This is a genomic window from Pseudomonas sp. 58 R 3 (assembly GCF_900006605.1).
GTDB classification, from domain to species: Bacteria; Pseudomonadota; Gammaproteobacteria; order Pseudomonadales; family Pseudomonadaceae; genus Aquipseudomonas; species Aquipseudomonas salomonii.
The window spans coordinates 142699-161163 of record NZ_CVTT01000081.1 but is presented as its reverse complement, the minus strand read 5'-3'; the positions used below and the strand labels follow the sequence as shown (position 1 = coordinate 161163).

Here is an 18465-nt window from a genome sequence, read left to right as displayed (position 1 = left end):
CTGATGCGGATGTAAATGATGACCGAGCGCCTGTTTTTTACCCACGACCACCTGACTGCCGAGCTTGAAGTGCTGAGCTGCACGCCGCACGAAGGCCTGTTTGCCGTTACCTTGCAGTCGACTATTTTCCATCCCCAAGGCGGCGGGCAACCCTTTGATACCGGTTGGCTGGGCGACAGCCAGGTGCTGCGCGTCACCCAGGAAGCCGACCGAGTGGTGCATTATGTTGACCAGCCTCTGGAGCCTGGTCCGATTACGGCACGGGTCGACGCACAACGCCGCGCCCTGTACACGCGCCTGCATTCGGCCGGGCACCTGATCGGCAATGCGGGGGAAAGCTTCGGTTGGATGCCGATCAAAGCCCACCATTGGCCGGGCGAGTGCAAAATCACCTTTATCCGTGGCGAAATGGCCCAGGCCATCGACGCCGAGGCGATCCAGCAACAGGTCAACCAATGGATCGCCGGCGACTACCCGCGCCATATGACCCTGGAAGACGGCGCCCGCGAAGTGGGTTTCGGCGAACTGCCCGCCTACGCCTGCGGCGGCACCCATGTGCAAGCGTTGAGCGAACTGGGCCAGGTGACCATCCTGGCCCTGTCGGAGAAAAAAGGCGCGCTGTCGGTGCGCTACAGCCTCGACTAAACCGCAATCGCCCCCGCCCGCCCCGGCTCCACCACAAACGACTTGAGGGTCGACACCGTGGCGTTGGGATCGCGCGGGTCAGTTATCACCCGAAAGTTCGTCAGCATCTTCTGAGCCGCAAGCTCTACCGACACATACCCACGCTGGCGACTGTCGAAAAACTTCACATGCGGATTAAGCGGCAGGATCTTGCTGAACGCCTCAAAGGGCGGCCCGTCAGAGGTCACCGAACTGCCGACAAACTCAGTGGCGATCACTGGCGAATCCGGGTTGTTGGCGTCGGCATGCAGGTCGGTGGCCCAGAACGAGTGGATATCACCGCCCCAGAACACCGGGTTGCTGAGCTTGTGACGCTCGATGGACGCCAGCATCCGTGAACGGTTGGCCATGTAGCCGTCCCAGCCATCGGTCCAATGGCCGACCTTGTGGCTGGTCAGGTCGCGCTGGATCAAGGGCGCCACCAGCAAGTCCTGGGCGATCACATTCCACTGCGCCTGCGACTGGGCAAAGCCCTGGTCCAGCCAGGCCTCCTGCTGCCAGCCGAGCATGGTGCGACCGAGGTCGCGCAGGTCGCTGCAAGTGTTGGCGGCGATATGCCCCTGATGGCTGCCGTTGGCCTGGATGCAGGGTTGTTCGGAGCGATACTGGCGCCCATCCAGCACATGAAAACGCGCCAGGCGGCGGTAGTCCAGGCGCCGGTAAATACGCATGTCCGGCCCCTTCGGCACGCTGCTGGCGCGCAGCGGCATGTGCTCGTAATACGCCTGGTAGGCCGCCGCCCGCTGCTGGAGAAATTGCGCTACGGGAATCTTCGGGTCCTGGGACCAGCGGTTGGCGTAGTCATTCTGCACTTCGTGGTCATCCCAGGTCGCCACGCTGGGCGCGGCCGCGTGCAGGGCTTGCAGGTCCGGATCGGTTTTGTACAGCGCGTAGCGATTGCGGTAGTCGCTCAAGCTCTTGGCGTTGCCGCTGCCATGGCACCGAATGACTTTTCCCGAGTCGGCTGCGTAAGAGCTGTCGTAAATATAATCGCCGAGGAAAAACACCAGGTCGGGCTGCTCTGCAGCTAAATGACGATAGGCACTGAAGTATCCACGCTCCCAATGCGAGCAGGAAACAAATCCCAGCCGAGCCGAGGCCATCGCCTGCCAGGGTGGCGTGGTACGTGCCTGGCCCACCGGGCTCTGCGCGCCGAGGCCTTCGAACTGGTACCAATACGGTCGGCCCGCCGCAAGCCCGGCCACTTCAACATGCACCGAATGGGCGAACCGCTCAGTCGCCAAGACTTCGCCCTGCTTCACGATGCGCGTCATCGCCGCATCACTGGCCACCCGCCAGCGCACCGGCACCGCGCGCTTCAGCCCACCGCTGCCATCGGCTGCATTGAACAACGGCGCCAGGCGCGTCCAGATCACAAAACCATCCGGCAGCGGGTCGCCCGAGGCCACGCCGAGGGTGAACGGGTAATCCACCCCGGCACTGCACGCAAACGGGCTGAGGATTGAAAACGCGGTAGCGACCGCCAGCCCGGTCAGGACTCGCCGCCTGCCGTGGTCCACTGCGTCACTCACAACGCGCGCTCCCAGTCCTCACGCACGGTGGCAAAGCCCAGCAGGTCTTCGTACACCCCATTTTTGAGAAACGCCCGACGCAGGCAGCCTTCAAAGCGCAGGCCGATTTTCTGCATGACTCGCGCCGATTCCTGGTTGCGGCCAAAGCATTGGCTGCCTACCCGCTGCAGCCCAAGCTCGGTGAAGCCAAAGCCCATCATCGCGCTCGCCGCCTCAGCGGCATACCCCAGGTTACGCGCATGCGCCGCAACCCAGCCGCCCAAATGCCCTGCGTGATGACGCGCGTTAAGGCGCAGGCTGACCATGCCAACCAACTCACCGGTTTCACGCACATGCATCCCCAGGTTCAACAACTCGCCCGTCCGATATTTGTCGGCGGCCCCGGCAATAAAACCCTGCGCAGTTTCCAAGGTATAAGGCGACGGAATGTTGGCCGTGTTGTCAGCAATTTTCGGCCCGTTGGCGAGCATGAAAAGTACCTCGGCCTGGTCCATTTCCAGCGCCCGCAATAGGAGTCGCGGGGTCGACAATTGAGGCAATGTAGTGGGCATACGCGGCAGCTCTTCAGGTAAATTTTCCAAGAATGTACTGCCTTCGTGTCAATTGCATTACGTCATGAAAGGGCCCGGTAAAAACTCTGAAAGACCCGTCCTAGAGCCTTTAAAACGTCAATTAAAGTTAACCATTCGGTCATTTTTGGTTGTTAGCGTGTCGCCCCTAATTCAACGACGGGGTAACAGAATGAGAACCTGGGATGAACCCAAGAAACGCAAGGCACACATCGAGTTGATCCCCATGATCGACGTGATGATGTTCCTCCTGGTGTTTTTCGTACTGGTGAGTTTGAACGTGATTCCGGCACTCGGCATGAAGACCCAGTTGCCCAGCGCCAGCAGCTCGCAACAACTCAAGCCGCAGAATAAATTCATTCTGACCCTGGGCCTGCAAGGCCAGCTGCAACTCGACGGCAAGGACCTCACGGTCGACGCTCTGGTGCCGACGCTGAAGGCCGCAGAAAAGCCTGATACCAAGTCGACCATCATCGTCAACAGCGACAAAGGTGTGGAGGTTTCGCGCCTGGTGGAAGTCATGGACACCCTGCGCCTGGGTGGCTTTACCTCCGTGTCCATTGCCACGCGTAAGTCTTGATCATGTATGTACTGTTTCGTGCGCGTCAGCTGCTGGGCAGTGTCCCGGCCCTGATCGCCCTGGTGCTGATTGCACTGGGTATCCAGTCGCAACCGTTGAAAATCCAGCCGCAATACGACGAGTCGGCGGTCGAGCTGGCCCTGGTCGAGCCCGAGCCTGAAGTGGTGCCCGAGCCGGTTGTCGAGCAAGAGCCGCCACCGCCGGTGATCGAGGACGAAGAGGCCGAACCCGCCCCGCCACCGCCCAAGCCCTTGCCAAAACCTGAACCCAAGCCCAAGCCGGTGCCCAAACCCAAGCCCGTGGTGGCCGCCAAACCGACGCCCACGCCTGCGCCAGTCGCACCCGTCGCGGCCAAGCCGGTGCAGGCCGCTGTCGCGCCGACACCTGCGCCGCCCGCGCCACCGGCACCACCCAAAGTGGATGGCCAGGCACTGGAAGGCGGTTACCTCAAGGGGCTGCGCAACGAGCTGGACACGTACAAGCAATACCCCACCGGGCGCCAGGCGTCCCTCGAACGCCCCAGTGGCGAGGTGGTGGTGTGGTTGATGGTGGATCGACAAGGCCGTGTCCTCGATGCCGGGATCCAGACCCCGGCGCCGAGCATGCTGCTCAATCGGGCCGCCACCAATAGCCTGCGCCGCATCAAGCAAGTCAAGCCGTTCCCCGAACAAGCCTTCGGTGGACGTAACGAACAACGCTTCACCGCCACCTTCAACTACAGCGTGCAATAAGCACCGACACCAGGACGACAGTGATGAGGTTCACACGTATTCATCTGGCACTTGTTGCCGCGACGAGCATGACCCACGCAGTGGTCATGGCAGCTACCAGCGACAGTGACGTCGGCACCATCGGAGTTCAAGGCGGCAAGGCGACCGCGGGGGGCGGTTATATGGTCCAGGAAGAGAGCGCCAAGGGCCGCTCGACCATTACCAAGGAGGCGCTGGACAAGCAAACCGCCACCGGCAACGCCATCGACAAGCTCAAGTACACGCCGGGCCTGAACATCTCCAGTGAGGACAACACCGGTCTGTCGGGCTTTCGCTTCACCATGCGCGGCATGAACTCCGACCAGGTCGGTATGTCGGTGGATGGCATGCCGATCAACGACTCCGGCAACTACGCGCTGTATTCCAACTTATTGGGCGATCCGGAAAACATCGACCAGATCTTCGTCACCCAGGGCTCGTCGGAAGCCGACGGCCCGCACATCGGTTCCAGCGGCGGCAACATCGGTATCGTGACCATTCGCCCCACCAAGGAAACCGGTGCGTTCGTCAAACAAGTGGTGGGCAGCAACGCCACCCGCAAGACCTTCGCGCGCCTGAACACCGGTGAAGTCAACGGCCTCTCCAACTGGCTGTCGGCGTCCCACACCGAGGGCCAGATGTGGCGCGGCTCGGGCGCGGTGCGTGCGGACAAGGTGGAGTGGAACAGCTTTTTCGACGCCGGCAACGGCAACACCGCCAACCTGATCCTCAAGTACCACGAGCAGGACAACAACAGTTACAGCCAACTGACCAAGGCGCAGTTCCAGCAGTTCGGCCGCAAGTATGACCCCTACCCGGCCAAGCCGGCGCTGGGCTCCAACGGCAAGATCAGCAGCTATTACGACCTGGCACAAAACCCGTTCCAGACCTTCACCGCCGTGCTCAACACCCAGTACAAGCTGAGCGATAATCTGTCGCTCTCGGTGATCCCGTATTACTACTACGGCAACGGCAGTGGCGTGGGCTCCTCCGCCTATGCACTCAACAGCGGCTCCAACAAAGGCGGCGTATTCGACCTTGGCAACCTGCCGACGCAGGCCCAATACAACGCCGACGGCTCCGCGACGACGGGCATCTACTACCGCCCTTCGCGCACCCAGACCTGGCGCCCGGGTATCACCACCAAACTGAACTGGGACCTGGGCGACCACAGCCTGCAATTCGGCTACTGGTACGAACGCGCCCGCCAAAGCCAGACCCAACCGTTCATTGCCCTCAAAAACAGCGGCAAGCCCAGCGACACCTGGCCGGACGCCAGCTCCGTGGTCGACGCCAACGGCAACACCGTACAGGGTCGCGACCGCTACACCGTGACCCCGGCGCAAAAAGTCTGGGCCCAGGACACCTGGTACATCAACTCGGACTGGACCCTGATCGCCGGCCTTGCCTACATGAATGTCGAGCGTGAGGGCACCAACCACGGCAGCCTCACCGAGCAACCGGGCAAGGCCAACCAGACCTACAACAAGCTGCTGCCCAACGCCGGTCTGAAATACCAGCTCGACGAGCGTGACCAGTTGTTCTACAGCCTCTCGCGCAACATGCGTATCCCGCAGAACTACGTGCTGTACGACAAAGGCGTGGGCTCCCTGGACGCCAAGCCGGAACTGAGCTGGAACCAGGAATTGGGTTGGCGCTACACCGGCGAAGACATGACCCTCGCCGCGACCCTGTTCTACATGCAGTTCAAGAACCGCCAGCTCACGTCCCTGGACAGCAACGGCGATTCGGCCGACATCAACGCCGGCACCGTGATCAACAAAGGCCTGGAACTGGAGTGGAGCGGCAAGCTGCCGCACAACTTCAACTACTACACCTCCTACACCTACACCAGCTCCAAGCAGCAGGATGACCTGACCGTCTTCAGCGCCGGCAAACCGATCGTATTGCCCACCAGCGGCAAGCAGTTCGCCAACGTACCGGCCAACATGCTGGCAGCCAACATCGGCTACGACGACGGGCGTTTCTACGGCACCTTCGGCGGCAAGTTCACCAGCAAGCTCTACGGCGACCTGACCAACGACGAGGCCATCTCGGCACGCACCGTTTTCAACCTCGGCGCCGGTATCTACCTGCCCGTGGACAAAAAAGTGGTCAAGGACGCCACCCTGCGCCTGAACGTCGACAACCTGTTTGACAAGAAGTACCTGGACGGCGTGTACACCACCAAGACCAACGCGGCGAGCTACAGCGGTTTCCGCGATGGCGACCCGGCTTACATCGTCGGCCTGGACCGTACCGTCACGGTTTCCCTGGAAGCGAATTTCTGATTAATTACCTGAGAGGAACACACTCATGGACATGGACCTGCTGCACCAAATCACCTTCTATGTGATGTACGCCGCGATGGCGATCGCGATCTTCATCACCATCGAACGGGGCATCTACTTCGCCTACGTGCGCCGCCAGGCCCGCGCCTTGACCGACGTGCTGGGCGCCAACGTACACAGCGAGCGCGACCTGCCGCAAAGCCTCATCCGCCGCGACAGCCTGCCGCTGAACATGGTGCTGCCGATCCTGGCGCAGAAGGCCTCCAACGGCTCGCGCAAGGACCTGGACGATGAAATCGAAACCCAGTACCTCAAGACCCGCGCGCCGCTGTCGCGCAGCCTGTGGATCATCGAGACCATCACCACCGCCGCGCCATTGCTGGGCCTGCTGGGCACCATCCTCGGCATCATCGACACCTTCAAGGCGCTGGCCAGTGCCGGCGTGTCCGACCCGGGCCAGATCTCCGGTGGTATCGGCACGGCGTTGTTCGCCACCGGCCTGGGTATCGCCATTGCGCTGTTCTGCGTGGTGTTCCACAACTTTTTCCAGGACAGCCTGGAGCGCATCAACGACCAGCTGAAAATCCTGCTGATCCGCGCGGCGACTGGCGCCCGTGTTCAGGGTGAAGTGCCGCACCTGGTGCCGACGCCGTTGCACACCCGCACGGCATGACCTTCAGGGCGGGCGCGTGATGCGCCCGCCTTTCTTTTTGCCCGATGAGACGCTTATGTCCCTCTCGATGAAGTTGCGTATCGCCGGCCTGACCGGCCTTCTGTTGAGTCCGCTAGCCCAGGCGGACTTTTCAATTCCAGGGTTTGAACTGGTACACACCGTGCCGGTGGACACCGCGCTGGGCACTGCCGACCTGCGCCAGCCGGGGCCGGTGTGGATCGAGTTGTTTGATGGCGCCAAAAGCAGCATTGATATCGGCCAGTTCTACGCCGCCGACCATCCCGGTTCGGTGATGGACAAGGTGATCGAGCATCTGGAAGCTGCCGGCAAACGGGGTGTGAAGATTCGCTTTCTGCTGGAGGAGAAAGGCATTCGGCTGTCGCAGGCTTCTACGCTGGAACGCTTGCGGGCGATTCCCAACCTGACCTTTCGCGTGCTGGCCTATGGGCAGTTGAGCGGCGGGATCATCCACGCCAAATACATGGTGGTGGACGGCAAGCAGGCGTTTGTCGGCAGTCAGAATTTCGATTGGCGCTCGCTGGAGCATATCCACGAGACCGGCTTGCGCATCAGCGATGCCACGGTAGTCAGCCAGGTGCAGGCCATCTTCAACCAGGACTGGCAAGCCCAGGCCGCCTTGGCGGATAAGCAACCGGTGCCACTGCCCGCTGCGGGCCAGGCACCTGCGCGCACCGGTAACTATCTGGTGGCCAGCCCGCAACGCTACAACCCGCCCGGCGTGGGCGACTCACAACTGGAACTGCCGCGCCTGCTGAGCGAAGCCAAGAAAGAAGTGCGCGTGCAATTGCTCGACTATGCACCGCTGTCCTACGGGCCGGACAAAACCCGCCCCTACTACGCAGTGATCGACAACGCCGTGCGCGCTGCCGCTGCGCGTGGGGTGTCGGTCAAGCTGATGGTGTCCAACTGGAACACCGACAAGCTGGAACTGCCCTACCTCAAAAGCCTGGCCGTGCTGCCCAACGTCGAGGTCAAGATCGTCACCCTGCCTGCCGCCAAACAAGGGTTTATTCCCTATGCGCGGGTGATCCACAGCAAGACCCTGGAGATCGACGGGCAAGTGGCCTGGGTAGGCACCAGCAATTGGCTGGGCGGGTATCTGGATAACTCGCGCAATTTGGAGGTGGTGATGCATGACGCGGCGATGGCCAAGCGCATTGGCGAGCTGCACGAGCAGTTGTGGGATGGGCCGTATGCCAAGGCTTTGGACGTGATGGCAGCGTATCCGGAGCCGCATCCGGACAAGCCTTGAGCGCCCGTTACTTCACTGTAATCCCCTGTGTGTGGGAGCTTGGGCAACCCTGATACTTGAGTAGGATATTTCCCTGGCCGAGGCTCCCTACCCCGGCCTTGGTGATGGTAGTGTGTGGAAATGTTTCTGACAGATCGATCAGAAACCTCTTACTCACCGCCTGCAAAGGAATGCTTCTAACCATGCACTTTCCACTCAAGAAACGGCTGGCTGCCACCCTGTTCGCCGCCAGCTTCGTGGCCGTCGCCACGCCTGCGTCCGCCACTATCAGCGTCGAACAAAGCACAGCCATCATCAAGCACTTTGGCGAAACCCCGGCCGCCGATTTCCGTGGTTTCCTAGCCACACTGGCCAAGAGCGACCTGGCAAAAACCGACGACGTCGGCCCGGCCATTACAGCCTTCCTCGCCAACAACCCCCTGAGCGCCGACCAACAGAACGAAATCAACCGCCTGCTGGGGATTTACACCCGCGTGAAGTACGGCAAGGCCGCCCTGGAAACCCTGCGCGAGCTGGTCGAGATCCCAACTTTCAACATCGACGGCCTGCCGCAGTACAAGAACCCCGAATTCCTCAAGATCGCCGACAAGATCCAGGGCCTGGCCAAAGCCTTCAACCTGAACTTCCGTAACGTCGACAACCGCGTGTACGAAATCTCCCTGCAAGGCAGCGGCGATGAAGTCGTCGGCATTCACGCCCACGCCGACGTGGTGCCGGTGACCCCGGAAAACTGGGTACTCAAGGACGGCACCCGACTTGACCCGTTCAAAGTCACGCTGATCGGCGACCGCATGTACGGCCGTGGCACCGAGGATGACAAGAACGGCATCGTAGTAACGATGTATGCGATGAAGGTCATCAAGGAAGAAAAACTGCCACTGGCGCGCAACTTCAAGCTGCTGGTGGACACCACCGAGGAAACGTCCGGGGACGCCATCCCGTACTACTTCGAGCGTAACCCTACGCCGCAATACAACCTGGCGCTCGATGGCGGCTACCCGGTGGTGATTGCCGAGAAAGGCTACGGCACCGTCATGGCAAGCTTCCCGTTGCGCAAAGGTGACGGCAAAGGTGCACAAATCATCTCGATGACCGGCGGCGCGGCCACCAATCAGATTCCTTCCGTGTCAGTGGCTACTTTAGTCGGTGATAAACCCGCCGAGCTGGCGGCCAGCCTGCAACAAGCCGGTGATGAATATGCCAGGCAGCACGGTGGCGACTTCACAGTGGCGGCCAAGGTGGTGGGCACAGAGGTCAAGCTGACGGTCACCGGTGTATCCGCGCACTCGTCCAAGCCGGAAACCGGCGTCAACCCGGTGGCACGCATGCTGGAGCTGATCCACAGCGTCGACGGCAAGATCGCCCTCAGGCACAACCACATCACCGACGCTGCGCAGTACGCCGCCGACAACTGGGGCCTGGATTACCTGGGCGGCAAGCTGGGCGTGGGCTTCTCCGATGCGTTCATGGGGCCGCTGACCACTTCGCTGACCTTTGTCGGCCAAGACGATAAAGCCTTCAAACTGGCAGTGAACCTGCGCATTCCCAAGGGCAAGTCGCCGGAAAAACTCAAGGCAGAGATCGAAGAGAAAATCAGCGCCTGGGACAAGCGCACTCAGGTGGCCATGAGCGTCACCTACTCGGTAGCCGAGCCGATGTACCGCAACCCGGAAGGTGAGTGGGTCAAAGCGCTGTTGGCCGTGGCCAGCGAAAACCTCGGCATGGAGCACAAATTCGGCGCCTCAGCCGGTGCGACCTCCGTGCATGAGCTGCCCAATGGCGTGCAATTCGGCCTGGCGAAGCCGGGCGTGAAGTACACCGGGCACACCGACGGTGAATTCAAGACCGTCGAGCAGTTCCTGCTGGACCTGCAGATCGTCACGGAAATGATCGGCCGTGTGGGGCAACTGCCGAAGCTCTGACAGGCGAAGGGATAAACCACAACGCCGATCAATCGTGATCGGCGTTGTGGTTAACCAGGTCTTGCTTGCGGCCTAAAACATATCCATCGCATTGCACAGCTTGGCCTTCTGCACCGCCACATTCTCCGGTTTCCCCGTCGGGTTCAGGCGCTGCAAAGCAATCAGGCACTGGCCACCGTCCAGCAGGATCAGTTCGTAATCTTGCCCGGCCATGGGGGTGAAGTGAAAGCTTTGCCTGCAGCTATAGGAATTGCCGCCGGAAACATAGCCCTCACTCTGGAAGTTCATGGCAAAAGGCGTGTTCGCCGGCACCTTCAGTTCGCTACGCGCCGAGCCTTGCGCCTCCACCCGGCGGTTGCTCTCGGGCATGCCCAGGCTGCGACCATTATTCTGCCCCGCAAAGCCGGATTCGGACACCGCCATCACCCCGGCGCCAGGCACACGCCAGTCGATGCAGTCACGGCCCGGCACGCCGCGCGCCATACCATTGGTGATCACACGCAAGCGTGCGGTATCCCCTGAGGTGGGTTCAACATAGGCCGTATTGTAAGCACGGATATTGGAAATATTGCCGCAGCCACTCACGGCCAGGGCCAGGCCTGCTACCAGAAACACTCGCATGGAAATCCTTTTTTTGAGGCTTAACGGCAGTGATAAGGGCTTTCGCTGCGCAGTTCCTCGCCGGTCCGGGCATCGCGAATGATGACCGTCGCCCCCGGCGCATTGAGGCAGAACGCATTGCGTATGGGGTAAATGTTATGGCCCTCGGCGGTGAAGGTGCCAAGCTTGGTTAACGGTGCGCCGGAGGCGTCCTGAGCCGTTACGGTGTATTCACCCGACATGGTCAGGCAGCCGCTCAGTGAGAGCAGCAAGGTGGCGCAGATTGCATATTTCACAGGTGATGTCCCTATCGCATAGAAATAATTGCCTTGATTGGCAATGGCTGTATGAGCCGACTGCGCCCATATAGTTCAGGGAAACTCGGGAAACCTCCTGCATAACACCTGGAGTGCCTCAGCCCTTCACGCTTCAAGCATCAGGATATCTTCAAAGAACCCGCCCACCGGCTCGCTGGGGTGGCAGAGCTGGATCTCCAGCACCCACACCATTTCACTTGGCGTGATCTCAAGCGCGGCCAATTCCGTGTTGCCGAACAGTGCGTGGGGGAAATCCGCAATACGGTGGCCTGCCAGGTTACGGGACAGCTGCCAGCCCTTGGAGACGGCCCGCGCCTCGGCAAAGTCATACAGCTCACAGCCGGTCATGCCACGCTTCCAGGCCTCGCGGGTTTCATCGAAGACTTCATGCACAGCCTTGAAGCAATCGCGATGCAGCGGCGCCTCGCCAAAAATGAAAGTATCGCCGTAGTCGCCTTCGTAGCCGTCCCACACCGGGCCGAGGTCGACCACCACGATATCGCTGGCACGCAGCGTGCGCAGGGGGTCAATGCCTTCTCTCGGTGGGCGAACCGTGTCGTCGCCAAACCGGATGTACGTCGGGTGCCAGGTGTGGGAGGCGCCCATGGCCTGCAATTGCTCGGCGGCCATGTCGAGGGCTGCTCCGGTGGTCATGCCGACTTTAAGGTGGCTGGCAATCGCCGCCAGGGCGCGGATGGTTTTTTCACGGGCGGCGAGCATGCCGTCCAGCGAATACCTCGGGCCGACTTTTTCCCAGGTGTCATCCAGAGTCTTGAGCAGCGTGTCGGCGCTCGATCGGCCACTGGGCACAAAGGCTTCGGCGATAAAACGATGGCTGGGCAAACCCGCTTCCAGGCACTCGGCACGCGTCTGGCTGATCATGCCGCCGTTGCCGCAGGCATACACCTGCGCCGCTTCCCAGCGGTGCCCGTGGCTGAGCGCGACTTCCTGCACCTTGCCCTGGGAAGCCAATACCGGGTGCCAGTGAAAACGCGGGTGGTCGAGTACCGCCTGGTCGAGGAATGCACGGTCGTAAAAATCCGTTGCCTGCGCGCCGCCCCAGTAAAACGTCACGTCCACATCCCGCTTCAAGGCGGTCAGCAGGATCGGCTTGATACCCGCGTAGCCGGTGCCGGTGGCGAACAGCACGACCGGCGCCGCGTCATCGTCCTGCCAGGTGCAGGCACCAAAAGGCCCTTCCAGTTGCAACAGATCGCCGGCCTCCAGGCTGCCCAGCAGGGTCTCGGAAAACAGCCCACCGCTCACCCGGCGAATCTGAAACACCAGGCGCCCGTCGCCTTCGGCCGGCAGGTTGGCGATCGAGAAGCACCGCGAATCGCCATCGACCAGGCGGACCTTGAGGTACTGGCCCGCCCGCACGGCCAACGGCATATCCGGCATCAGCACCAACTCGATGATGTCGGCGCTCAATGCGCGCTTGCTCAGCACCGTGGCTTCGACGACCAGCGCGGGCGTGTCCAGCGACCAGCCGGGAATTTCCAGGCGCATGTCGGCGCAGGCATGGCTCTGGCACAGCAGCATTTCATTGGCCGCCAACGGGTAGCTGGGCGCGGGTGCGCCTGGGGCCAGTTGCCTGGCGCGGTATTCACCTTGGGTGACCACCACCTTGCACGACCCACAGGCACCGCGTCGGCACGAAAACGGCACCGACAAACCGCTGGCGAGCATGGCGTCCAGCAGCAGCTCGTCACCGGCTTCAAAGGTTTTCCCCGAGGGAGAGAGTTCGATTACATGGCGTGTGTTCATAAAGACCCCGGAGTGAGTGAGGCCTGATTGTTGCGCTAGACTAGGCCCATTAAAACCTCCAGTTTTGGATACTTCAGATGGTCCAGATGCGTAAATGGCGCCCCCTGCTCAAGCTTGATGACGGCACAAGCCAAGCCTCCTATCGCAAGATTGCCGAAGGCCTCGTCGCGGCCATCCTCGAAGGGCGGCTGCCCCCCGGCACATTGCTGCCGGGTACGCGGGAGATGGCGCAGTTGCTCGACGTCAACCGCAAGACCGTGATCCTGGCCTATGAAGAAGCCCTGACCAAAGGCTGGCTGATCAGCGAGCCGCGGCGCGGGACATTCGTCAATGCGCAGCTGGCACCCAAGCCCGCACCCCATCACACCAAGCCGTCCTTCGCCCCGGCACTAATGCCGCAGGCGGTCGTGCCCTACTTCAGCCAGAACGCCCAGGTGATTGCCCTGGAGCATCGCCATGACGCGCTGTTTTTCGATAACGGCGCGTGCGACCACCGCTTGTTGCCGCAAGCCGTGCTGCATCGCTACTACCGCAACGCCTTGCGCAGCAGCTTTACCACCAACACGGTGCGCTACGGCAGCGAAGGCACCGGCTATTACCTGCGCTGCGCGCTGGCCGACATGTTGCGCAACAATCGCGGGCTGATGATCAGTGCCGAGAACATCTGCCTGACGCCAGGCACCCAGGTGTCGCTGTACCTCACCGCCAGCCTGCTGATCCAACCCGGTGACGTGGTGTTGGTGGAGCGCCTGAGTTACCCGCCGGCGTGGGAAATTTTTCGCAAACTCGGCGCGCGCTTGATCACCGTCGACATGGACGATGAAGGCTGCCGCACCGACCATATCGAGCAACTCTGCCAAGCGCATAAGGTGCGCATGATCTACCTCACACCGCACCATCAATTCCCCACCACCGTAAGCCTGCATGCGGCACGTCGGCAACAGTTGCTGGCCTTGGCGGCGCTGCACGATTTTTGTGTGATCGAAGAAGACTACGACCACGAGTATCACTTCAACGGGCGGCCCTACTTGCCACTGGCCAGTGACAGCGCGCAACGCCATGTGATCTATATAGGCTCGTTATCCAAGGCATTGGGATCGACATTTCGCTGCAGCTATGTGGTGGCGCCGGCCAATGTGATTGAAGTGCTGCAACAGAGCGCCGCACTGGTGGTCGGCGACACCGACGCCGTCGCGCAAAAGATGTTGGCGGACCTGATCAACGAGGGTGAATTAAAGAAGCACTTGCGCCGTGTTTCGAAAGAATACGCCGCGCGCCGGGAGGTGTTGCAGAGCTGTCTGCACGAGGCGTTCGGCGAGCGTATCAACGTGCGCACGCCCGAGGGCGGGCTGGCGCTCTGGGTACGTTTCCAGGATGAGACCGATGTTGATCGGTTAGTGGAGAATGCCCTGGGCCAGGGCGTTGTGGTGCGCAGTGCGCGTCAGTTTTCGCCTGCGGGCTTGGCGGAGAACGCGTTGCGGCTGGGGTTTGCTTCGCTCAATCGTGATGAGATACGCCAAGGCACATTGCGCTTGGCGCGGGCCATGAAGAGCGGTTGAAAGCCGACCTGATCACTGAAGCTGCCCACAGAAAAGCAGGTGCCGATCCGGATCCAAACGCAGTGGCACTCAAAGAGGCAGCATCAAACGAGACCGCTCTTGCACCCGAGCCAACTCGGGAAACTCCAGCAGCAACGCGCGGTTGCCCCTGCCGATATGCTCCATGACCGCCCGTGTAACGTGTTCACGCACCCTCCCGGTCGAGACGTAATACATGGCCCAGGCTTGCTCCGGCGTACAGTGACCGATCTGTTCCTCAATCTCCTTGTACGCCTGGTAGTCGTCTGATTTCACGCCGCACGGGGCATCACCTCGGGCTCTCGAAGTCCTTCGGCGTTTCTGGTGCGATCAACCCGAACCAGTTGTACAGGTTAACCTGGGGTTCTGCCGCCGTTGCTGGCGTGCTGGCCACCACACAGACAAGCTCAACATCAAGTCCAGTCCGAGCTGTTTTCGCGTTTTTTTCATGCCTAAACAGGACGTTCACGCGCTCAACTGAGTTCGCCGCGCTACCCCGCAGTGCCCAGGAACGGCAGCGCCAGGTACAGCTTGATCACCACCGCATTGGTAATATCGATAAAAAACGCCCCCACCATCGGCACCACCAGAAACGCAATCGGCGAAGGCCCGAAACGCTGCGTGACCGCCTGCATATTGGCAATGGCGGTCGGCGTGGCACCCAAGCCAAAACCGCAGTGCCCCGCCGCCAGTACAGCCGCGTCGTAGTTGCGGCCCATGACCCGGAACGTCACGAAGATGGCGAACAGGGCCATCAGTAATGCCTGGGCCGACAACAGAATCACTATCGGCAAAGCCAGCGCCGCCAAGTCCCAGAGCTTGAGCGACATCAGCGCAATCGCCAGGAACAACGACAAGCTGACATTACCCAGCAGCGACACTTCACGCTCAAACACCTGATGCCAGCCCAGCGCCGACAAGCCGTTGCGCAACACCACGCCCACGAACAGCACGCAGACAAAGGTCGGTAATTCGAACGCCGTACCTTTAATAAAGCCAAACAGGAATGTGCCGACCTGCAAGCTGATCGCCAACAGCGCCAGGGTCTCGATAAATGAAAACGAGGTGATCATGCGTTCCTGGTTGGGCTGCTCAAAGCCTTTGGGCTGAGGTGGTAGCGCCAGCTCAACGCCAGGCACCTGCACACGTTTGATCAGCAAACGTGCGACCGGACCGCCAATCAGCCCACCCAATACCAAACCGAAGGTCGCCGAGGCAATCGCCAGTTCGGACGCCGAGGCCACACCATATTTTTCGCTGAACACCGCGCCCCAGGCTGCGCCAGTGCCGTGCCCGCCGGACAAGGTGACGGAACCGGCCAACAGCCCCATCAACGGATCGAGCCCAAGCGCCTTGGCCAAGGCGATGCCCATGGCATTTTGCACCACCAGCAGGGCCGTCACGATCAACAGGAAGATGCCGAGGATGCGCCCGCCTTTCTTCAAGCTGGCAAAGTCCGCATTCAGGCCGATGGTGGCAAAGAACGCCAGCATCAAAGGGGCTTGCAATGAAGCGTCGAATCGAACTCCGATGTCCGTCAATACGCGCAGCAATAGCAGCAATGCAGCCACCAATAAGCCGCCGACCACCGGTTCCGGAATACTGTAGGCGCGTAAAAAGCCAATGCGGGCGACCAGCCAGCGCCCCAACAGCAGCACCAGAGAGGCGGCGACCAGGGTTGAGTAAAAATCGAGTTGGAACATCTGGGCAGTTCTCCGACGTGAACAGACACACTGGGCCGGCCAGAGTAGAGACAGCAGCACCAGCACACACCCACCCGCGATTAACTACGGACTATTCCCATACACTTAACAACAAGACCTACACAGTTGAGATGTTCACTCGCTGCAAAACCTTTAGAAAAACTAAAAGTGATGGAAACGGGTGAGTTTTTGTCGCCGGCAGAGCCGCTCTTGACCGGCCTGCTGCTGGACAGCCTGGGCTGGAACTATGTGTTCATTTTCCCGGCCATTGGCTCTTTCACCAGCTTCGTGCTCTTGCTGACCGTTGCCGAGCCTATTCCCCACCCAGCACACGCCAGGCACTGTCACCAGGCGCCACGTAAAGCATTCACTGTGAGCAGCACTGTCGACTCAGAGCGTATATCGATCGGCAAAACGCTGTGGTTAGGCCTGTTTCTGACCCGGCGGATTAAATTCAGCGCAAACAAAAACGCCGATCATTGCTGATCGGCGTTTTTGTTGAATATGGAGCGGGAAACGAGACTCGAACTCGCGACCCCGACCTTGGCAAGGTCGTGCTCTACCAACTGAGCTATTCCCGCAAAATGGCGTCCCCTAGGGGACTCGAACCCCTGTTACCGCCGTGAAAGGGCGGTGTCCTAGGCCACTAGACGAAGGGGACACACAACTGAAACACATGGTGTGTGTTTCAGTGCCCAGAGGTTAAATCCGAAGATTATGCCCTGGTTTCACTCAATGCCGCCCGAGGGCCACATTGCTTGTAAATTGGAGCGGGAAACGAGACTCGAACTCGCGACCCCGACCTTGGCAAGGTCGTGCTCTACCAACTGAGCTATTCCCGCATATGGCGTCCCCTAGGGGACTCGAACCCCTGTTACCGCCGTGAAAGGGCGGTGTCCTAGGCCACTAGACGAAGGGGACACACGTACAACATTCACTCCCTACCGCGTTTCGCTGTGTGCTTTACGCTGTAAGTGGCGCGCATTCTATGGATGGATTGAAAGGTCGTCAACCCCCAAGGATAAATTTATTTAAATCAATGACTTCGCCCTGCTTTCCAGGCCTTTGCGGGCATTCTGCCCGTGGGGGCTTTGACGCCTATATTCTGGCGCCCGACAAGACGCTATAGTTCGCCCGAGTAAATGATGGCAATGTGCATCTATGCAGGGAGCCCGCTCTGTCACGCTTGCCTATATAGAAGAAACTACCTGGGCAACTGGTCGAACAGCCCTATCCGCCGGATGGCCCAGTCACTACACTCCACAGCAAACCCTATAAAAGAGGTCACACCGGTGACACCACTCATGATCACCCTGCTGGTAATAGCCGGGATCGTAATACTGATCGCCATTGGCTACATGAACCACGTGGTGGAAAACAACAAACTGGAAAAAAAACGTACCGAGATCGAGCTCAATGATCGGCTGCGTCGGTGCGGTGAAATCACCGAGACCTTTCCTGGCCAATTGATGACCCCGGCGCTCAAGCTGCTGCTCACCCGCCTTGAGCTCAACGTCAACCAGCGCCTGTTGCACCTCAACAAGTCCAGTGCAGCTCTCAAGGCGCGTATCACTGAGTTGAATGCGCTGATCGCCCAGGGCGAATCGATTCCGGTGACCAACCCACCGGCGCCGATCCAGACCGAAGCCAAGGCCAAGGACGTGCGCTTCCTCCTCGAAGCCCTGCATGGTCAAGTGACCCGTGCGGCTCAGGACGGTTTTCTGCCGACCAACGAGGCCAAGCACTGGATCAAGGAAATTCGCCATATCCTGGTGCTGCTGCACATCGAGTTCTTCAACAACCTCGGCCAGCACGCCCTGCAACAGAACCAACCCGGCCAGGCACGCCTGGCCTTCGAGCGCGGCGTGCAGTACCTGCGCAAACAGCCGGAGCCGGCGCTCTACAGCGCGCAGCTGCAATTGCTCGAAAGCCAACTGGCCCGCGCCAACTCCACGGTATTGACCAACAGCAAGCCGGCTGAAGATGAGGTCAATGAGTTGACTGAAGGGCTTAAAGTTGTGGATGCCGATGCGGAGTGGAAAAAGAAAGCTATTTACGATTGATCGTTTGGGGGGGCGCGCGGTGGCTGGGTGGGGTGGGTACATATCCGTTGCTGCGGTAACGGCGGCCTAGGGTTCCGCCCTTACGGCGGGTCACTTTTGCAAGGACGCAGAAGTAACCATGGACTTGTTCCCTCGCAGCGGACGCCAAGAAGCGATATTTTAATC

Annotated in this window: 17 protein-coding genes and 4 tRNA genes; 10 read left to right on the top strand and 11 right to left on the bottom strand. The window is 60.4% G+C overall.

Annotated elements, in window-relative coordinates; translation table 11 throughout:
- Positions 1-18 precede the first annotated feature (18 nt).
- Positions 19-645, top strand: a complete 627-nt coding sequence (locus BFP92_RS25970) for an alanyl-tRNA editing protein (protein ID WP_065931758.1) — start codon at positions 19-21, stop codon at positions 643-645.
- On the opposite strand, the gene BFP92_RS25965 is transcribed toward BFP92_RS25970, so the two are convergent.
- Positions 642-2216 (bottom strand): alkaline phosphatase D family protein, encoded by a 1575-nt coding sequence (locus BFP92_RS25965; protein WP_065931707.1) that lies wholly within the window; start codon positions 2214-2216, stop codon positions 642-644. The two genes, BFP92_RS25970 and BFP92_RS25965, sit on opposite strands and share 4 nt — an antisense overlap.
- Positions 2213-2767 carry a GNAT family N-acetyltransferase gene (locus BFP92_RS25960; RefSeq protein WP_065931757.1) on the bottom strand — a complete coding sequence of 185 codons (555 nt, stop codon included), beginning with the start codon at positions 2765-2767 and terminating at the stop codon, positions 2213-2215. The genes BFP92_RS25965 and BFP92_RS25960 overlap by 4 nt, the downstream gene beginning before the upstream one ends.
- A gap of 190 nt (positions 2768-2957) precedes the next feature.
- On the opposite strand from BFP92_RS25960, the gene BFP92_RS25955 reads away from it, so the two are divergent.
- The 6 genes from BFP92_RS25955 (at position 2958) to BFP92_RS25930 (ending at position 10273) form a co-directional block, all read left to right on the top strand.
- Positions 2958-3365 (top strand): ExbD/TolR family protein, encoded by a 408-nt coding sequence (locus tag BFP92_RS25955; protein ID WP_056859640.1) that lies wholly within the window; start codon positions 2958-2960, stop codon positions 3363-3365.
- 2 nt (positions 3366-3367) lie between these two features.
- The gene (locus BFP92_RS25950; protein WP_065931706.1) at positions 3368-4096 is read left to right on the top strand and encodes an energy transducer TonB family protein; all 729 of its coding nucleotides are present in this window, start codon (positions 3368-3370) and stop codon (positions 4094-4096) included.
- 23 nt (positions 4097-4119) lie between these two features.
- Positions 4120-6405, top strand: a complete 2286-nt coding sequence (locus BFP92_RS25945; protein ID WP_065931705.1) for a TonB-dependent receptor — start codon at positions 4120-4122, stop codon at positions 6403-6405.
- Positions 6406-6430: 25 nt separating this feature from the next.
- On the top strand, positions 6431-7078 hold the full coding sequence (locus BFP92_RS25940; protein ID WP_065931704.1) for a MotA/TolQ/ExbB proton channel family protein: 648 nt from the start codon (positions 6431-6433) through the stop codon (positions 7076-7078).
- Positions 7079-7133: 55 nt separating this feature from the next.
- Positions 7134-8351 carry a phospholipase D-like domain-containing protein gene (locus BFP92_RS25935; RefSeq protein WP_065931703.1) on the top strand — a complete coding sequence of 406 codons (1218 nt, stop codon included), beginning with the start codon at positions 7134-7136 and terminating at the stop codon, positions 8349-8351.
- A gap of 182 nt (positions 8352-8533) precedes the next feature.
- The gene (locus tag BFP92_RS25930; RefSeq protein WP_065931702.1) at positions 8534-10273 is read left to right on the top strand and encodes a dipeptidase; all 1740 of its coding nucleotides are present in this window, start codon (positions 8534-8536) and stop codon (positions 10271-10273) included.
- A 72-nt stretch (positions 10274-10345) separates the two neighbouring features.
- On the opposite strand, the gene BFP92_RS25925 is transcribed toward BFP92_RS25930, so the two are convergent.
- From BFP92_RS25925 to BFP92_RS25915, 3 genes are all read right to left on the bottom strand, one after another.
- On the bottom strand, positions 10346-10894 hold the full coding sequence (locus BFP92_RS25925) for a hypothetical protein (protein ID WP_065931701.1): 549 nt from the start codon (positions 10892-10894) through the stop codon (positions 10346-10348).
- A gap of 20 nt (positions 10895-10914) precedes the next feature.
- A complete protein-coding gene (locus BFP92_RS25920) occupies positions 10915-11169 on the bottom strand; it encodes a hypothetical protein (protein WP_065931700.1) in 255 nt (84 codons plus the stop codon).
- 126 nt (positions 11170-11295) lie between these two features.
- A complete protein-coding gene (locus BFP92_RS25915; protein ID WP_065931699.1) occupies positions 11296-12957 on the bottom strand; it encodes an NAD(P)H dependent flavin oxidoreductase family protein in 1662 nt (553 codons plus the stop codon).
- Positions 12958-13034: 77 nt separating this feature from the next.
- Here BFP92_RS25915 and BFP92_RS25910 point away from each other — a divergent pair, with 77 nt between their 5' ends.
- Positions 13035-14516 (top strand): MocR-like pyridoxine biosynthesis transcription factor PdxR, encoded by a 1482-nt coding sequence (locus BFP92_RS25910; RefSeq protein WP_065931698.1) that lies wholly within the window; start codon positions 13035-13037, stop codon positions 14514-14516.
- Between the two features lie 69 nt (positions 14517-14585).
- Here BFP92_RS25910 and BFP92_RS25905 read toward each other — a convergent pair whose 3' ends face one another.
- Both BFP92_RS25905 and gltS read right to left on the bottom strand, forming a co-directional pair.
- Positions 14586-14810 carry a hypothetical protein gene (locus BFP92_RS25905; RefSeq protein ID WP_065931697.1) on the bottom strand — a complete coding sequence of 75 codons (225 nt, stop codon included), beginning with the start codon at positions 14808-14810 and terminating at the stop codon, positions 14586-14588.
- A 215-nt stretch (positions 14811-15025) separates the two neighbouring features.
- On the bottom strand, positions 15026-16237 hold the full coding sequence (gene gltS, locus BFP92_RS25900; protein WP_065931696.1) for a sodium/glutamate symporter: 1212 nt from the start codon (positions 16235-16237) through the stop codon (positions 15026-15028).
- A 126-nt stretch (positions 16238-16363) separates the two neighbouring features.
- Between gltS and BFP92_RS32365 the strand changes: the two genes are divergently transcribed.
- Positions 16364-16723 carry a hypothetical protein gene (locus tag BFP92_RS32365; RefSeq protein ID WP_139114124.1) on the top strand — a complete coding sequence of 120 codons (360 nt, stop codon included), beginning with the start codon at positions 16364-16366 and terminating at the stop codon, positions 16721-16723.
- 19 nt (positions 16724-16742) lie between these two features.
- On the opposite strand, the gene BFP92_RS25890 is transcribed toward BFP92_RS32365, so the two are convergent.
- The 4 genes from BFP92_RS25890 to BFP92_RS25875 form a co-directional block, all read right to left on the bottom strand.
- Positions 16743-16818 (bottom strand) — tRNA-Gly (locus tag BFP92_RS25890).
- A 4-nt stretch (positions 16819-16822) separates the two neighbouring features.
- Positions 16823-16898: transfer RNA gene (locus BFP92_RS25885), tRNA-Glu, on the bottom strand.
- 105 nt (positions 16899-17003) lie between these two features.
- A tRNA-Gly gene (locus BFP92_RS25880) sits at positions 17004-17079 on the bottom strand.
- Between the two features lie 3 nt (positions 17080-17082).
- A tRNA-Glu gene (locus BFP92_RS25875) sits at positions 17083-17158 on the bottom strand.
- A 371-nt stretch (positions 17159-17529) separates the two neighbouring features.
- Between BFP92_RS25875 and BFP92_RS25870 the strand changes: the two genes are divergently transcribed.
- Positions 17530-18300 carry a hypothetical protein gene (locus BFP92_RS25870; RefSeq protein WP_065931694.1) on the top strand — a complete coding sequence of 257 codons (771 nt, stop codon included), beginning with the start codon at positions 17530-17532 and terminating at the stop codon, positions 18298-18300.
- The last annotated feature ends 165 nt before the right edge of the window (positions 18301-18465 follow it).

What these genes read in the sequence shown, in the direction of transcription:
- BFP92_RS25970 (WP_065931758.1), top strand. Translation starts at nt 19, where the DNA reads ATGACCGAGCGCCTGTTTTTTACCCACGACCACCTGACTGCCGAGCTT.
- BFP92_RS25960 (WP_065931757.1), bottom strand. Translation starts at nt 2,767, where the DNA reads ATGCCCACTACATTGCCTCAATTGTCGACCCCGCGACTCCTATTGCGG.
- BFP92_RS25955 (WP_056859640.1), top strand. Translation starts at nt 2,958, where the DNA reads ATGAGAACCTGGGATGAACCCAAGAAACGCAAGGCACACATCGAGTTG.
- BFP92_RS25950 (WP_065931706.1), top strand. Translation starts at nt 3,368, where the DNA reads ATGTATGTACTGTTTCGTGCGCGTCAGCTGCTGGGCAGTGTCCCGGCC.
- BFP92_RS25945 (WP_065931705.1), top strand. Translation starts at nt 4,120, where the DNA reads ATGAGGTTCACACGTATTCATCTGGCACTTGTTGCCGCGACGAGCATG.
- BFP92_RS25940 (WP_065931704.1), top strand. Translation starts at nt 6,431, where the DNA reads ATGGACATGGACCTGCTGCACCAAATCACCTTCTATGTGATGTACGCC.
- BFP92_RS25935 (WP_065931703.1), top strand. Translation starts at nt 7,134, where the DNA reads ATGTCCCTCTCGATGAAGTTGCGTATCGCCGGCCTGACCGGCCTTCTG.
- BFP92_RS25930 (WP_065931702.1), top strand. Translation starts at nt 8,534, where the DNA reads ATGCACTTTCCACTCAAGAAACGGCTGGCTGCCACCCTGTTCGCCGCC.
- BFP92_RS25925 (WP_065931701.1), bottom strand. Translation starts at nt 10,894, where the DNA reads ATGCGAGTGTTTCTGGTAGCAGGCCTGGCCCTGGCCGTGAGTGGCTGC.
- BFP92_RS25915 (WP_065931699.1), bottom strand. Translation starts at nt 12,957, where the DNA reads ATGAACACACGCCATGTAATCGAACTCTCTCCCTCGGGGAAAACCTTT.
- BFP92_RS25910 (WP_065931698.1), top strand. Translation starts at nt 13,035, where the DNA reads ATGGTCCAGATGCGTAAATGGCGCCCCCTGCTCAAGCTTGATGACGGC.
- gltS (WP_065931696.1), bottom strand. Translation starts at nt 16,237, where the DNA reads ATGTTCCAACTCGATTTTTACTCAACCCTGGTCGCCGCCTCTCTGGTG.